The following is a 17,225-nucleotide window of genomic DNA, read 5'->3' as shown; positions in this document are numbered from 1 at the left end:
ATCAAAATAAGTATAAATTATATCTTCAAGATTTTATTAAAATAAGTAATATGAAAAATATAATAATTGTAATTTTTATAAGTATATCAACTATAGGTTTTTCACAAGAAAAATATAAACTTGCTGATACTTTTTTTGAAAAAATGCAATATTTAGAAGCTGCCAAAGAATATGAAGCTGCAATAAATAATGGAGATAATTCAAAAGATGTTTTGAAAAAAATAGGAGACGCATATTATTTTAATACAAGTATGAAAAGCGCTAATAAATGGTATGGTAAATTAATTACACTGTATGAAGAAGATTTAGAAGCTGAATATTTTTTTAGATATTCAAAATCATTTCAAGGTATGGAAAAATATAGTGCAGCAAAAAAATGGATGAAAGTTTTTGTAGCGAAAAGTAAAAAAGATGTATTAAATAGCAATTTAAACACAGATACTACTTCAAAACACATTTTAGATCAAGAACCACAATTTATATTAAGTAATTTATCTATAAATACCGTTTTTTCAGATTTTGCGCCTATGTACTATAATAATAAATTGGTATATGCTTCTGAAATTGATTCATCATATAGTCAAACCAGTAATTATAAAATTAATAAACCTCTTTATTTCAATCTATATTTGGGTGATATAAATTATGAAAATAAAGATGTAATCATGGAAGGAGATTTTTCAAAAGTTTTGAATTCTAAATACCATGAAGCAACATTGTCTTTTTCTTCAGATTTTAAAAAAGTGTATTATACACGTAATAATTATGTTGGAAATGGAGCAAATGATGGAAAAATAAATAGACTAAAACTTTATAGTGCTACTTTAGTTGAAGGAGCTGATGGGAAAAAAGATTGGGAAAATATAAAAGAGTTACCATTTAATAGTAAAGAGTATTCTGTTGGGCATCCTGCATTAAGTGCAGATGGAACTAAATTGTATTTTGTTTCAGACATGCCTGGTACCATAGGTGAAACCGATATTTTTGTTGTTGATATTTTAAAGGATGATGTATATTCTCAACCTAAAAATTTAGGAACTAAAATTAATACTTCTGGTAAAGAAATGTTCCCTTTTTTAACTGAAAATAAACTGTATTTTGCTTCAGATGGACATATTGGATTGGGGGGGTTAGATGTTTTTGAAAGTAACTATAGCACTAACACTGTTTTTGAAACTGCAATTAATTTAGGTGCGCCTCTAAATAGTGTTTTAGATGATTTTGGTTATATTGTAAATGAAGAAACAAATACCGGTTTTGTATGCTCTAATAGAAACTCAGGAAAAGGAGATGATGATATCTACTCTTTTGAGAGAATTGAAATAGGTGTTTGTAAACAATTTGTAGAAGGATATATCTCAAACAATTTAACAGGAGAAAAAATTTCTAATGCAAACGTAAGTTTATTTTCAAGTGAAGGTGATAAGTTAGAGGAAATTCAAACAGATATTAATGGGAATTATTCTTTTCAAAAAGAAATATCTTGTAATACTGAATTTATACTAAAAGTTCATAAAAATGGATTTGATTTAAAAGAGAAATCATTTTTAACAACAGATAAATCTGAAAAAATTAGCATACCTATTGGAATAGATAAATTAAATGAACTAATTGTAGAAGAAAATGGTTTGTTAAAAATAAAAGTAGGTACTATTTACTTTGACCTTGATAAGTGGGATATTAGAAAGGATGCAGCTTTTGAATTTGATAAAGTTGTATTCTTGTTAAAGCAATACCCAAATATGATAATAAATATAGAATCGCATACCGATTCTAGAGGGAGAGATGCCTATAATTTACTTTTATCTGACAAGAGAGCAAAAGCAACTAGAGATTATATTATTTCAAAAGGTATTGCCCCTAATAGAATAATTAAAGCCAAAGGATATGGTGAAACTAGATTAATTAATAAATGCAAAAATAGAGTTCCTTGCTCAGAAATGTTACATCAACTAAATAGAAGATCTGAATTTATAATTTTAAAAATGTAATTTTAGAAACTTGGAATTACTACATTAGACTGGATTTAAAACGTTGGAGATCTATGGATCAACTAGCTACAAATCCTTATCATATTGAAGGTTTTAAACTTTGGGGGCCAATGCAAGAATGGTATTCAGATTTAACTTACGGTTCAAGTTCTGCAAATGTATCAGCACCGTCACGTAGTGAATATTTAAGACCTTATGAAAAAACAGGAAATGAATTGGTATATGATGGATATTCTTGGGCAATGGCGCATTATTTAAAACCAATTGCAATGCAACATTTTTTAATTACTTCAGAAAATAATGATGTAAGTAGCTCGCCTGTTTATCAAAACCCAGGTTGGCCAACTTCTGCAAATGAAGGCCCGCATGATATTAATTAAAATATAAATAATATAACAAGCATACCTAAGTGGTAATGCTTGTTTTTAAAAATACTGAAACTGTAAAATTTAATAAGATTTTTGTTTGGTTAAATTAAGAAAAGACAATTGGATTTTTTATCTGGTTGTCTTTTTTTTATCCTATTAATATGAGTCTTTATACTTTTAAGATTGCTGTTTTTGATTTATTAATTGTTCAATACTCGAAAAAGTAATTCAGGTTCGTTTGTCGTAATGTAATTTATCTTTTGTTTTAATAACTGCTCCATATCTTCTTCTTTATTAACGGTCCAAGAATTGGTAGTTAGTCCTAAATCTTGAGCTTTTTTAATCCAAGTTGAATTTTTTTGATATACTTTGTAATTGTAATTTATACCAGTATAACCAGCTTTTAAAACTTCTTCAGGACTTTTATCGCCGTTTAGATAAGCTATTTTGGCATTTGGGTCTAATTTATTAATTAACTGCCCAGCATCGTAATTAAAACATATATATTCAACCATAGATTGGCCATTTAAATTATGAACTAATTCCACAGCCATTCTAGTTAATTGTAATGTTCTTTCTACTCCTGAAGGGGCAGATTTTATTTCTAAAATTAGTTTTGTCTTATTTTGTTTAAGACCAACTTTTAAATAATTTTTTAATGTTGGTAACTGTTCACCGTTAGAAAGTTTATAAGCTATTAGTTCTTGGTAGGTAGAACTTTCAATGTCAAGACCCATATAATCATTATCATGGTTAACTACCATAATATTATCTTTTGTTAGATGTACATCGAATTCTGATCCATAGCATTTTTTAGAGAGGCTATAGAATTTTCGGGTAGCTTGTCAAGTTTCCAAGCACCTCTATGAGCAATTATAGGGTTTTTATTACTTGTATTTGTGTTACAACTTAGGAATAAAAGTAAAAAGGCTATAGCTGTAATCCTATTTCTAAGATTAAAAAAAAATGATATCATTCGTTTATTTATTATAAGTATTTATTGTTGATAAATACAATTAAAAATTTTTTAGATAAAATAGATGTTAAAAAAATGAATTTTAAACATCTATTTTAATAGTTAATTAATATCTAAAGAAAATGCTTTGGGACGTATCATACTTTCAGTATATACATTTCCAAAATTATCTGTTACCTTAATTTCTAAAGTAGTTTCAGAAGCAGATGCTTTTACTTTAAATATGTGTGAGGTTTTACTGGTTACAAAGGCAGATGTAGGTGTTGCCCCATTGTTTAGACGTAAAGCTTCGTAAGAAATAATATGTAGCGGGTCTTTTGCATTTATTCTTGTAACATTTAGAGTATTACCATTTTCAGTAACCTCAATTTTCCAATCTTTTTCATAAGACCAGATATTGATTAAAGCTTCATTGTTTGAATTTTTTTGAGAATAGGAATCAGAATAAACAGACAATTCAGCATCTGTTGATTGAGGTGCAAAACTATCAGCAGTAATATGTACAGTATTTAAATCATAAGTACGAAATTGATAATTTTCACTATAACCAATGCCTTTGTATTTCCATTGTATATCTCTTCCATTTATATTCCAAATACTGTATCCGCCAGGACTTCCATCTTTACAAATATGGTTGTCAGCATAACCATTTTTACCTGTCCACCACCAAGTAGCGCAAATTGCTGCAGTATTATGTTCCATTAAATTAATTTCTTCTTCAACTCTGTAGTTTTCATGAAGATGTCCTGTTAAGATATTAACTTTTGAAAAGCCCTTAAGAATTTCAATTAGTTCATTACCATTATTTAAGTATATCTCATTAACCTGATCGCCATTAGAATCTACGCTAGGCCTTTTGTATAAAGGGGTGTGCATTGCTAATACTATTGGTGTGGTTTTATCAATAATGGCTTCTAGATCTTTTTTTAACCATTTTATTTGTTCTAAATTAATGGTGTAATTATAGTTCCGGTTACCAACTGTTCCTATAGATCCTCCTGTATTAATATATTCAACATCATCTAATACAACATAATGTATATCACCTAAGTTAAATGAATAATATGTTGGTCCTAAAATGTCTCTAAACTTATTTTCAGCTTCCCAATCATTTGCATAATAAGGATCATAATCATGGTTTCCTATTAAATTAAAAACAGGACAATTTAACATATTCATATAAGGTATGTATTCATTAAGTCCAAAATTATTTTTGTACCAATATAGGTCCCAAGTTAAGTCGCCTAATGTTAAGGCATATACTTTTGTTCCATCAGCCTTATATTTATCAATAGTTGCATTTACATCGGGTACTACTTTATTAGTATATTGATCGGTATCATTATTGCGATTTGCCAAATGCCAATCGGCCATAGGTATTACAACATGTTTTTGATTGTCTACTTTAATTAAAGAAAAATCTTTTTGTTCAACAATAGTTGTATTATTACTTAATCGTTTAAAAAATTGTGGAGAATTACCTATTGCTGTAACTTCAAAATTTCCAGGTATAGAAATAAATACAAAACCTGTTTTTTTAAGTGAAGATAGGTAGTATACGCCTTCATTATCTGTAATGGTAACTTCTTGCCCGTCAGAAACAGTAACTCCTGAAATGCCTTTTCCATCTGAATAAACAACACCTTTTATTGTCATGCCTTCTATATCAGGAATAGTAACGTTGGTTACTAGATTAAATAGTAAACTTCCTAAAAGAAGATTTTTTTCACCTCTTATAACTCTAATGCTATAATTTCCTGTAGAAAAATCATCAGGAATAATAAAGGTTCCTGTTTTATCTGTTACATCTATAATATTAGCAGTGTAAATAATGTCAGAATTTATTGATGATTTTAACTCTATTTGGTCATTTATTACAAAACCTTTGCCGGTTAGCACTACAGGTTCTCCGATTGCAATATCAATACTCGAGGGAATAGAAACTCCAGTTATAATAAAGTCATTAATTTCAAGCTCTGTATCGTCTTGGCAGCTAGCAAAAGTGAGTCCTATTCCGCTTAAACTAGCAACAGTAGTTAAACCACCTATTTTAATAAATTTTCTTCGTGTTTGTTTCATTTTAAAATAGTTATTTATTACTCTATAATTTTCACTTTAATTTCATCTAGAAAAATTCGGTTTTTGCCTTTTCCAATGTCTTTTAAGTAATAATCACCTCCTAAAAATTTTATTTGTGTTTCTGCAGTAGCGCCAGTAATAGTAAACTGGTAATTTGAAGCCTCGTCTTGCCATATAGTAGTGCAGTTAGGGTCTGTTTCATAATCTGGCCAATTATCAATTGTAATTGAATTTACACTTGTTGCACCAGGGCCAATTACACTAACTCTTAATGTATTGTCGTCTTGTGTGCCAGCTTTAGTTTGATAAGGAACTGCTTTAAAAGTTACTAGTAAGTTTGTTGGTTCTTCTAATTCTGTAAGAAAGGGTGAAATTAAATCTCCTCCATATCCTGTTTTACCTAGTTTTAAAAATCCTGTACGGGCATATACCACTTTTTGGTTACTTGAATCTACATTTTCAGTACTATTCCAACCATTATTCATTTCATCAATAGTCCAAGTATCCATTCTAACTTCTCCAGAGTAAGTATAAAAAATAGTACTTCCGTAGTTTAACCAATCAAAATTTTCTTCTAAAATAACATTTCCAGAAGATTGAGTAATGGTAATTTCTTTATTTAAATTTGGGTATTCTATAGAATTAATTGTTAATGTTGTTGAGCGGGTTTCACCTTTGTTTTTTTCTGCGTTTATTGTAAGCTCATTTTCTGAGATGGTATTTTCAGAAAGCCAACTACTATCACTTAAAGTATATGTCCATTCAACATTAGCTTTTACATTAATAGAAAAATTGGTTTGTGCTGAAGGTATTGAAACGCCACTTTCAGATTCATCAACCACAATAAATGGAATATTTGCAACTTGCTCAACTCTAAATAGAACAGGTTGCTCAGTACCATCAACAATAAATGAATAGTTAATATTTCTAGCATCAAACGTTATATTTTCATCTATAATAAATTTAAAAATACCGTCATCTTCACCTTCGTTAGGGAAAACTTTTACCCAATTTATTTCTTGTTCAGGTTTTATTTTCCAAGGTCTATTAGATCTTACAACATAACTTTGGGTAATTCCTTGGGTATCTGCTAAAATTCCTGTAGGATTTTCTTCAATTAGAAAATAAGCTTCTTCAGGTAATTCATTTTCATCTTTAGTACAAGAACTAAATATTCCTATGCAAAAAATTGATAGTATAAATACCAATTTTAATTTTTCTCTTAAATTAAATATCTTATTTGTGTTCATCGTTTTTTTATTTTTTAGTTACCTCCAATAGCTTGTTTACTCCACCAAATAGGGGTTTTCATGTCATTCCCTCCCATGTTATTTATAGCTTCTTCAGAGTTAACTGCATTAGTGGCTAAAGTTGTTGTTGGGTATGCAAATCTTGTTGGTAAGATGTAATCATTAAATACGGTTCCTTCTCCAATGGTTAATTTAGGGTAGTTTGTTCTTCTATATTCATGGTAAGCTTCCATACCAATCCAAAATAAAGCCAAGTATTTCTGGTTACCAATCAACTCATTTTTATTAGTAGATTTATCCCATGAAGCTAGATCAGACTCAAGTAAAGCTGAGATATCTGTTTCGTTAATAGTAACAGGTATTTCACTGAATTGTCCAAGTTCAGCCCATTTTTCAACAGAAGCTGTAACTCCTTTTTCATAATATAATTTTGCAGAAGATTCTCCTCCAGAAATTAATTCTTTTAAAGTCGCTTCAGCTAAAATAAATTGAACTTCGGCGTAATCCATAAAGGTTCCCGGAGTATCTACTCTACCTAATACAGCTGTGTTTAACCAAGAACTTCCACGGTCTGCTTCACTTTGATCTTGTTCTGTACAACCAGCTATGGTACCTTTCCATATATTATTTGGATTAACATTTATATTGGTGTTTTTTTTACCAATAATTGATAAACGAGGGTCGGTAAATATTTCGTTATTGTTGCTATCAGTTAACACAGTCATTTTAATAAGCTGTTCTGTTAATTTTCTTCCAGAGCTGGTAAAACTTCCTTCGTTTGTATCTGCAAATTGACTTCTATAAGGGTCGCTACCAGAGAATACTACAGTTGCATTATCGGCATTAGATGTGAAAATAGGATATGTTGAAGGATTATTTAATATTTCTGAGATTTTTGCCCCAGAATTCATTTCGCTTCTTCCGCTTACTCTCATTAATAAGCGAAGGTATAGCGAGTTGTTGAATTTTTGCCATTTTTCTATAGACCCTCCATACATACCATCTAAAGAAGGTTTAACAAAAACAGGTTTTGTTAAATATATTGAATTGGCTTCTATTAAATCGGCAAACATTTGTTCGTAAACTTCTTTTTGTGTTTCAAATTTTGGTTTGGTTGTACCATTAAGTTTACGGGCTGTAAATGCTTCAGAATATGGTATGTCTCCAAATATATCAGTAAGGTTAGACATATATAAAACCTTTAGAGTAAGCGCAATTGCTTCTAAAGCAAGGTTTTGTTCTTCAATACTTAAATCGTACATGTGAGAAACATTATTACCATAGCGACTGTAGGCATTCCATACACTTTGCCAATTTCCATCGCTAATAAAGTAGCGGTGCTCTTGCCTTGTAGTTCCACCTGTAAAGGCTGTAAATTGAATAAGTTCATTGTTCCAATACCAGGTGTAATTTTGCCAGAATTTAGCACCATTATATAGTAAAGGTTCAAACATACCACTTGCTTGTATTTGACCTACATTAGTGGTGTTTGGGTTTGTGTTTATATCTTCAAAATCGTTTGTACATGCATTTATAAAAACTGCAAGTAAACTTGTTGCTATCACTATTTTTAATTTGTTCATTTCTTGATTATATTAGAATGAAAATTTTGCGTTAAAACCGTAAGATCTTGTCATTGGAAAAGACATAGTTTCAATACCTTTATAAATATTAGAACCATTTAACATACCTGTTTCTGGATCATATTGTGGGAAATCTGTAATTGAAAATAAATTTGTAGCATAAACCCCTATACTTAAATCGTTTAAAAATCCTGTTTTTTTCAAAATTTCTTGAGGTAATTTATAATCAATACGCAGTTCTTTTAGTTTTAAATAAGAATTACTAAAAGTATTCGTTTCAGTGTTGTTTCTGTTCCAAATATAAGAATTGTAGTAAGTTTGTATGCTATTGGTTACAGTAGTGTTTTGGGTATATGATGTTGTTCCATCTTCATTTGTAATTGCATTTACGCCTTCATGAACTAGTCCATCGTATCTACCTTCTAACGAATTTTTAAGCTTACCTTGATATGAAAGTGCAAAATTGGTTACCGAATAAGTGTGACCTCCTAATTGACCAGTGAAATTAGCACTTAATGAAATGTTTTTATATCTAAAACGTTGAATAAAACCACCTCTCCAATCTGGGTTAACACTACCAATTTTTTTGTCAGGTGATTCATCAAGAATAGGATAACCATTTGAATTTACTAGATGCATTCCTGAGGCATCTGCTTCATTACCATTTTCATCTATATATGTTGAACCTTCTGGAGCTCTTTGAAATCCTCGGCCGTATATTTGGTGCATTTCTTCACCAACATAAGAATAAACATAAACTCTACTTCCAATAGTGGTTCCCATATCTGTTTGAAGTGGTTCGTTAGGGTCCCATCCATCTTGTAAGCTAACTAATTTATTTTTATTTTTTGACCAAGTAGCATCGATAGACCATTCAAAATCTTTACTTCTAATAGGAACAAAATGAGCAGAAACTTCTATACCCTGATTGGTAATTTCACCTGCATTAATTTTTAAGCCTGTTGCACCTGTGATTTGATCTACACCAACAGAAACAATTTGATTTGTTGTAGAAGAATGATACAAGGTGACATCAAAAGAAATTCTATTTTTAAACAATTTGGCTTCTAAACCAGTTTCCCAACTTTCTACATTTTCAGGTTGAATTAATGGATCTGGAATTGTGCCAGGTAAAGTATATCCACCCGAATATGATGAAGTAGAATAGTATTGGTCTAAAGAGTAAGGAGAAGTATCGTTTCCTACATTTGCCCAAGATAAACGTAATTTTGTAAAATCAACCCAAGGAGCGTTTGATTTAAAATCAAAAATTTGGTTGATTAAAATACTAGCCGCAACTGATGGGTAAAAGAAAGACCAATTGTCTTTTGAAAGTGTACTAGACCAATCATTTCTACCTGTAATATCTAAATAATATGTGTTGTCCCAACTTAAAGAAGCCAATCCATAAAGACTATTTACAACTTTTTTTGTTCTATAATTGTATGGGTCAGGAATTACACCGGTTGGTAAATTTGTAGTATGATATATTCCTTCTTCTCCAAGCTGACTTAACGATATTTTACTATTATAATATTCGTTTGTTCTATTATTAGCACCTACCAAAGTTGTAATACCAAATTTACCCTGTGCTAATTCATTATTTGTAAAGCGCAACATAGCTTCATTATTATTCTCAATTACTCTTACAGTTTGTTCTCTGTAAAAGCCATTTTGATAATCGGCTGTATAAAAAGGTCTACGTTGTGTTCTATATTCATCTGACCAATCTAAGCCTGAGCTAACATCTAAAGTAAGTCCTTTCATTAAATCAAAACTAAAACCAATATTACCAAAAACACGATGTTTGTCTTGTGTGTTTAATTCTTCATAAAGAGAACGGTAAGGGTTAAAACTACTGGAAGAAGGAAAAACTAATCCTTGACCATTTGAACCCTGAGAAGACCAATTGGCATAATTATATCTACCTTGAAAATATTCATCTTTCCAATTATTTATACTATTTGTATTAAAACCCCAAGTTAAAGCATACATTGGGTTGTTTTCATTATACCCACCACCAGGCATATTATCACTCTCTTTACGGGTGTAATTAACTTTTGTATTTAATTTTATTCTATCAGTTATTGGTGTGTTTAGAGATAAAGAAATTGACTTTCTATCAAAACCTGTATTAGGTAATATCCATTCGTTTTTAAAGTCTGTAATAGAAAAACGTGTTGAAGTTCCTTTACCATTGTTACCACTAATGCTAACTGTATTACTTTTAGTTATTCCTGTTTGAAATAAGCCTTTATACCAGTCATCTTTATAAGTCCAAGGTAGTTTAGTAAATTCTCCTGTTTCCCAATTTTTTGAAGCATATGTATAACGTAATGTGTTTTGGTCAAATTTTTCACCAAAAGTATATCTAGAATAATGTCTAGGAATTGCTATTCCATCAGAAGTCATCTCTGGAGTTAATTCCCAAAGAGAAAACTCATTTTGTCCCATATCAGAACCATTTCCATATTCAGTTTGAAAATCTGGAAAATAGCCCGCTTCGTCGAAAGTAACAGATGAGTTTACTGTAATACCAATTCCTTTAGTTTTTTTTCCAGATTTAGTAACTATTAAAATTGCGCCGTTAGCGGCTCTAGATCCATATAATGCTGCCGCTGCAGGTCCTTTTAATACAGATACTGAAGCAATATCATCTGGGTTAATATCGCTAATACCGTTACCGTAATCGATAGGGGCATCTCCTTGCGCATAGTTACTTACACTTCTAGTAGATGTTATTCCAGATGTTATAGGAACGCCATCAACAACAAATAAAGCTTCGTTATTTCCATAGTTTAAAGATTGATCTCCACGTAAAGTAACTCTTACAGAGCCGCTTGGCCCTGTGCCTGCTTGGTCAAAAGTTAACCCTGCAACTTTACCAGACATACCATTAATCCAGTTTCCAGTTACAGTTTTAGTTAAATCATCACTTTCAACATTTGCAACAGAATATCCTAGAGATTTTTCTTCTCTAGTTATATTAAGTGCTGTTACAACTACTTCTTCTAATTTTGCAGCATCTTCTTTTAATACTATATTAAGTATGCTTTGGTTTTTTACAGCAACTTCTTGAGCTATAAATCCAAGGTATGAAATTTCTAATATTGCATCTTCTTTAGATACTGTTATATTGAAATTACCATCAAAGTTAGATTGTACACCATTTGTAGTGCCCTTTTCTAAAATAGTAGCTCCAGGTAAAGCTTGTCCAAATTCATCAGAAACAGTACCGGATATTAGTTTTGGTACTGGAGCTTTTTTAATAACTCTAGGTATTTCTTGGACAGAGATACTCGAATTAATTTGCTTAAATTTTAACCTAGCTTCACGTGATAGTTGTTCTAAAATATTTAAAACTGATATTTTATTAGAATTGATACTAATTAATGTGTCAATAGTTTTAATAGATTGGTCATATACAAAGTGATAATTAGTTTTTGATTCAATTTCTTTTATAATCTCTAAAGGTGTTGCGTCTGTTTTTAAAATTGATATCTTTGTTTTTTTAAGGCTTTGACTAAAGGTTTCATTTGCTAATATAGGATTAGCTAAGAATAAGATAGCCAGATATACAGACAGTTTTGTTGCCATTTTGACAATAGGATGTTTGATGATTTTCATAAAAAATGTTTAATAATTTCTTTGATTAGTTATTGTTAAGCTGTAGCAGTCTGTTTTACTCGCCAAAGTATTAAGAACAGGCTGCTTTTTATAGGTTTTTTATCTCATTTTATAGGTTTTTAATTATTGCAATATCCTGAAATTTCAATTTCATTACTTGTAATGAATTTGTATTTTAAAGTTGTTTTAACAAATGTTATATTTTCTAAAATGCTTTCTAATGAAGCATTTTCAAATATCCCTGTAAATGCACATGCTGCACTGTTTTTATTTTTAAGCTTTATTTTAACATTAAACCATTTTTCTAACTTAGGTATAGCTGTAGCTAATTTTTCATTATCAAATCTCAAAATTCCATTTTTCCAACTTAGTGTTTTATCGAGGTCTATTTTTTGTTTTGTAAAACGTTTGTTTTTTTTATTCAAAATTGCTTGATGAGAAGGGTTGAGTATAATTTCATCTTTTTGATTGGTGCCTACACTAATTTTACCGGTTGCTAAGGTCACTATAGTGTTATCTTCATCTTCATAAGCTTTTATGTTAAATGACGTGCCTAGTACACGTGTAAATAAAGATGATGTTTTTACAATAAAAGGTTGTGAACTATCTTTTTTAATTTCAAAGAAAGCTTCACCAGAGAGAGTTACTTCTCTTATAGAATCATTAAAAATTTCAGGATATTTAATTTTACTACCACTATTTAATTTTACTATAGAACCATCTGGTAAATTAAATGTTCTTTTTTTACCAAATGGAGCCTCTATCTGTAACATTGTTATTTTAGGACGCATGTTATGAGAAGACTTTTTATTTGGTGAAAGGTACCAATGCATACTTCCAAGGGAAATAGTAATTATTAAAATTGCAGCTACTTTCATCCAAATATTACTAATATGGCTTTGTTTTTTAGATTGAATTTTGGCATAAATTGTACTGCTTATTTTAGACTTATGTATTTCATCTAAAAAAACATGTGCACGGTTTCTATCAAGCATCTTTTTTTCAAAAGATAAAAGCGTAGCTTCTTCTTTTTTGGTAAGAGACTTTTGTTGTTTCTTACGGATTAGGTTTTTTAATTCTTGTTCTGTCATTTTGTGATTTCTAATATAATGTACCTAATAGCTACTTGGTTTCACGATTGAAATCTTGGACTTAACGATTTGTTTATATTTAAGAGTTTTGTTAACCTAAAATTAATAAAGCAAATTTTTAAAGAAGAAATAGATGCAGATTTAAAGATTAAAGATAAGCACAAGCAAGAGAACTGCTTTCTCCATATTTTTTTTTATTGAATTAAGTGCAATTGAAATTTGGTTTTCTACGGTTCGTATAGAGATGCCTATTTTGTCTGCAATTTCTTTATTACTCAAGCCTTCATTACGACTTAGAGTGAAAATTTCTTGGCATCTAGAAGGTAATTTAGATATATAGTTATTTAATCGTAGATGAGTTTCTTCTAAATCATAATTTAACTCTATTGAAGCGTCTACAGAAAGTTCATAACTCACTTCTAATTGAATTGTATTAAACTTTTTATTCCTTAAAATATTATAGGTTTTATAACGTACTGCTTGGTAGAGGTATGCTTCAATATTGTGTTTTATAGAGATTTCTTTACGTCTATTCCAATAATCTATCCAAACTTCTTGTAGAATATCTTTTGCCTCAGCTTCATCCATAATAATAGATTGAGAAAATACATATAATTTTTCCCACAACTTATTGTATAATATATTAAATGCTGTTTGGTCAGAATTGGCAATACGATTCGCAAGTTCTAAGTTAGAATACATTTATAGTGTTTAGTTAGATTGGCTAAACTAATTTTTTTAAGGTGCTTTTGTATTATTTAAATGTAAAGTTTAGTTTATTACGTTTATATATTGTTTAGTTAGTGGATAAGTTAAAATTAGCTATTAAAAGTAGTTTTTTAATTACATAGATGTTTGGGAAGAGTTTACTTTGTTGGTTTTTATTTTAGAAATAAAATTAGAAGGAAAGGTTGTAATAAAAAAAAGAGGCTGTTTAATATTTAATTAAACAGCCTCTTTTTACAGTGTAGTAATAAAAAAAGTATTAAGGTTTTTTGTTTTCAGTACTACTTAGTATAAATGAATACGTGTATTTTTTATCTAATAGTTTATATTCTGGATGCGTATGTGCTCCCCAACTATTATCGCCTCCAACACCCATTTGTTTATAGTCAATATTTAAAGAAACTAAATCTCTTGGGCGAACATCTGTGGTATGGCGATTTTTAACAATGTCTCCATCTCTGTGTCTTCCATCAGAACGTTCTAAAGATTCAAAATCTTCCATAATGTTATGATGTGCACTAATATCTATTGTAGGAATTCCTTTTACAATAATTCCTTTGCCTGTTTCATCAGTTAAACTAACCCAACGTGTATCTGATTTATTACCATTTTCTTGTGGTCTAATATAAGCCCAATATTGATCGGCAACACTTCCTTCATAAACACCAATTTTTGCGCCTGATTTTCTATCCCAATAACTTTCGTAAGGACCTCTTCCATACCATTTAATTTGATTTAAATTGTTGTTTAAAACTATGTTTAAACCAATTCTAGGTAAATCTGGTAATTTAGTGTTTGCTTTAATAAATTCATTATCAACTTGTATTTCACCATTTCCATTTATACTATATTTAGAGGTGAAAGTACCCATACTTTCATTAGCTTCGTTAATTAAATCGTACTTTATTGTTACAATAGCATTGGCTCCATTCATTTTAGAGTCTATACTTTTAAGTGTTCTGTGTTTACTTACATAACGCCAATCTTTACTTCTTTTGTGGAGATCATTTCCAAAGTCGTTATCTATTGGTGCTCTCCAAAAATTAGGAGTAAATCCTGTGTTTTCGTGGATTATATTAGTAGTATCTTCAAAGTACAATTCTGTCATTATACCAGTTGATTTGTCAAAAATAACTTTACATTCTTTACTGCTTACTTTAATTGAAGTATCATCATTAGCAATTACTACTTTAGATGTTTGTTCAAGTTTAAAAGTAGTATTTGGAGTATTTATTTTAAATTGTTCCCAAGCAATTTCGTGGTTGTTTGGAACTAAATTTTTCTCTTCTTTAGTTGTTGCTGAAATTGTTAAGATTACTTCTTCAGATTTAATTATTTCTGGATATTTAATTTCAACAATTTTAGATTTTGTAGGTTCAATATTTAAAGTTGGAAGCTTTCCTTTTGTTATAACTTCTCCTTCAGACATTATTTCGTAAGAAAAGTTATAAGCATTTAAATTTGTGAAATCAAATTCGTTCGTAATTTCAAATTTACCATTTTTTAAATCAACTGCTTTAAATTGAATATTTTGGTGTACTTTTTTTACTTCATATAAAGCAGGTTTAGGTGTTCTATCTGGATCTACCAATCCGTTTAAACAGAAATTTCCATCAGAAGGAACATCTTTAGATCCAAAATCACCTCCATAAGCCCAATATTCTTCACCATCTTCGGTTGTTTTAACCAATCCTTGGTCTACCCAATCCCAAATAAAGCCACCTTGTAAAACTGGATATTTTTTCATCATACCCCAATAATCTTGTAAGTTTCCAACGCTATTACCCATTGCATGAGCATATTCGCATAAAATATAAGGTCTGTCTGTGTGGTTTTTCGCATAACTTTCCAATCTATTAATGCCTGCATACATTGGCGCAACAATATCTGTGTTTCTTTCTAAGCCAGCTTGTTCAAATAAAACTAAGCGTGTTTTATCTCTATTTTTTATCCAATCATAGGCTTCAAAAAACACAGGTCCATTTCCACATTCATTTCCCATTGACCAAATTATAACTGATGGATGGTTTTTGTCTCTTTCAATGGCCCTTTTTATTCTATCTAAATGAGCTTCATTCCATTCTGGGCGATAAGCAACATGTTGAATCGTATCAAAAGTACCTTGATGTTCAGCTCCCATACCGTGTGATTCTATATTTGCTTCATCAACCAAGTATAAACCATATTTATTACAAAGTTTGTAGAATAATTCTGGTTGTGGATAATGTGACGTTCTAACGGCATTGATATTAAACATTTTCATAGTTTTAATATCTTTTATCATAGTTTCTTCATCTAAATAATGACCGTTTCTGTCGTGATGTTCATGAAGATTTACACCTTTTACATAAATAGCTTTTCCATTTACTAAAAGTTGTCCGTTTTTTACTACTACATTTCTAAATCCAACTTCGGTACCCACAGATTCTATTAAGGTACTATCTTCTGTTTTTAATTGAATAATTAAATTGTATAGGTAAGGGTTTTCTGCATTCCATAAATGAACATTTGGAATGGTTTTTTCAAAATTTAGAGTAGTTTTACCATCTTCTATGTTTTTTGATGCTGCATAAACTTCTTTTTTGTCGCTATCTAATAAAATAGTTTCAACAATATAATTTTCATTAGTTTTATTTTCTAACTCAATGTCAACATTAAAAATTCCATTTTTATAAGAAGCGTCTAAATCTGCTTGAGACCAAAAATCTTTAATATGAGTTTTGTTTCTTTCTAATAAATAAACATCTCTTGTAATACCGCTTAAGCGCCAAAAATCTTGATCTTCTAAGTAACTACCATCTGACCATCTGTAAACTTCAACAGCTAAAAGGTTTTTACCTTTTTTTAAGTATTTTGTAATGTTAAATTCTGCAGGTGTTTTACTGCCTTCGCTATACCCAACTTTTTCGCCGTTTACCCAAACATACATAGCAGAACTTACAGCTCCAAAATGTAAAAATACTTCTTTAGAATCTATACTGTCAATATTAAAATAAGTACGGTATGAACCTACAGGGTTATAATGGTCTTGAATTTTAGGAGGTGTTTTTTCATGTGGGTATTTTACATTGGTGTAAATTGGTATATCAAAACCTTCTAATTCCCAATTTGAAGGAACTTTTATGCTTTTCCAGTCTGAAGTATCATAATCTTCTTTAAAGAAATAATAAGGTCTTTCATCTGGTTTTATTGCTAAATTAAATTCCCATTCTCCATTTAATGAAGTATAAAAAGGAGAGTTTTTAGCTTTATCTGTTATTACATCATCATTATTTAAATAAGGGATGAAATAGGCTCTAGGTTGTTCTTTATTTATTCCAAAAACTGCTGGATTTTCCCAATCTGGTATTTCTTGTTCTTCAAAAGAGACATCAGCATATTTATGATTCTTATTACACGAACTCAGTAGTATTAAGAATATAGCAATGTATTTTAGTTTCATTTTTTAATAAATTATTGATTAATTATTTTCATTTTAATAATATCAATTTTTTTCATGTTTTCAAGTTTTTTAATGAAAAAAATAATTGTTGT

Annotated in this window: 11 protein-coding genes; 2 read left to right on the top strand and 9 right to left on the bottom strand. The window is 29.9% G+C overall.

The features are described 5' to 3' along the window. The first annotated feature begins 50 nt into the window (after positions 1-50). Both MKD41_RS09575 and MKD41_RS09570 read left to right on the top strand, forming a co-directional pair. Positions 51-1,991 carry an OmpA family protein gene (locus tag MKD41_RS09575; protein ID WP_240242074.1) on the top strand — a complete coding sequence of 647 codons (1,941 nt, stop codon included), beginning with the start codon at positions 51-53 and terminating at the stop codon, positions 1,989-1,991. Between the two features lie 53 nt (positions 1,992-2,044). Continuing rightward, complete coding sequence (locus MKD41_RS09570; protein WP_240242073.1) at positions 2,045-2,371, top strand: hypothetical protein; 327 nt, start codon at positions 2,045-2,047, stop codon at positions 2,369-2,371. Positions 2,372-2,559: 188 nt separating this feature from the next. Here the strand turns inward: MKD41_RS09570 and MKD41_RS09565 are convergent, their stop codons facing one another. From MKD41_RS09565 to MKD41_RS09525, 9 genes are all read right to left on the bottom strand, one after another. Beyond that, complete coding sequence (locus MKD41_RS09565; RefSeq protein ID WP_240242072.1) at positions 2,560-3,123, bottom strand: glycerophosphodiester phosphodiesterase family protein; 564 nt, start codon at positions 3,121-3,123, stop codon at positions 2,560-2,562. Positions 3,124-3,137: 14 nt separating this feature from the next. Further along, positions 3,138-3,335 (bottom strand): hypothetical protein, encoded by a 198-nt coding sequence (locus MKD41_RS09560; RefSeq protein WP_240242071.1) that lies wholly within the window; start codon positions 3,333-3,335, stop codon positions 3,138-3,140. Between the two features lie 102 nt (positions 3,336-3,437). Continuing rightward, positions 3,438-5,414, bottom strand: a complete 1,977-nt coding sequence (locus MKD41_RS09555) for a calcineurin-like phosphoesterase C-terminal domain-containing protein (RefSeq protein WP_240242070.1) — start codon at positions 5,412-5,414, stop codon at positions 3,438-3,440. Between the two features lie 17 nt (positions 5,415-5,431). Then, positions 5,432-6,664: a BACON domain-containing protein gene (locus MKD41_RS09550; protein WP_240242069.1), complete on the bottom strand. Its 1,233-nt coding sequence runs from the start codon at positions 6,662-6,664 to the stop codon at positions 5,432-5,434. 14 nt (positions 6,665-6,678) lie between these two features. After that, complete coding sequence (locus MKD41_RS09545) at positions 6,679-8,247, bottom strand: SusD/RagB family nutrient-binding outer membrane lipoprotein (protein WP_240242068.1); 1,569 nt, start codon at positions 8,245-8,247, stop codon at positions 6,679-6,681. Positions 8,248-8,259: 12 nt separating this feature from the next. Beyond that, positions 8,260-11,874: a SusC/RagA family TonB-linked outer membrane protein gene (locus MKD41_RS09540; RefSeq protein WP_240242067.1), complete on the bottom strand. Its 3,615-nt coding sequence runs from the start codon at positions 11,872-11,874 to the stop codon at positions 8,260-8,262. 119 nt (positions 11,875-11,993) lie between these two features. Continuing rightward, a complete protein-coding gene (locus MKD41_RS09535; protein WP_240242066.1) occupies positions 11,994-12,965 on the bottom strand; it encodes a FecR family protein in 972 nt (323 codons plus the stop codon). 141 nt (positions 12,966-13,106) lie between these two features. Next, positions 13,107-13,667: an RNA polymerase sigma factor gene (locus MKD41_RS09530; RefSeq protein WP_240242065.1), complete on the bottom strand. Its 561-nt coding sequence runs from the start codon at positions 13,665-13,667 to the stop codon at positions 13,107-13,109. A gap of 283 nt (positions 13,668-13,950) precedes the next feature. After that, the gene (locus tag MKD41_RS09525) at positions 13,951-17,133 is read right to left on the bottom strand and encodes a glycoside hydrolase family 2 TIM barrel-domain containing protein (RefSeq protein ID WP_240242064.1); all 3,183 of its coding nucleotides are present in this window, start codon (positions 17,131-17,133) and stop codon (positions 13,951-13,953) included. Positions 17,134-17,225: the final 92 nt, after the last annotated feature.

This window comes from Lutibacter sp. A64, assembly GCF_022429565.1.
Lineage (GTDB): Bacteria > Bacteroidota > Bacteroidia > Flavobacteriales > Flavobacteriaceae > Lutibacter.
This window is presented reverse-complemented; position numbering and strand designations above follow the sequence as displayed.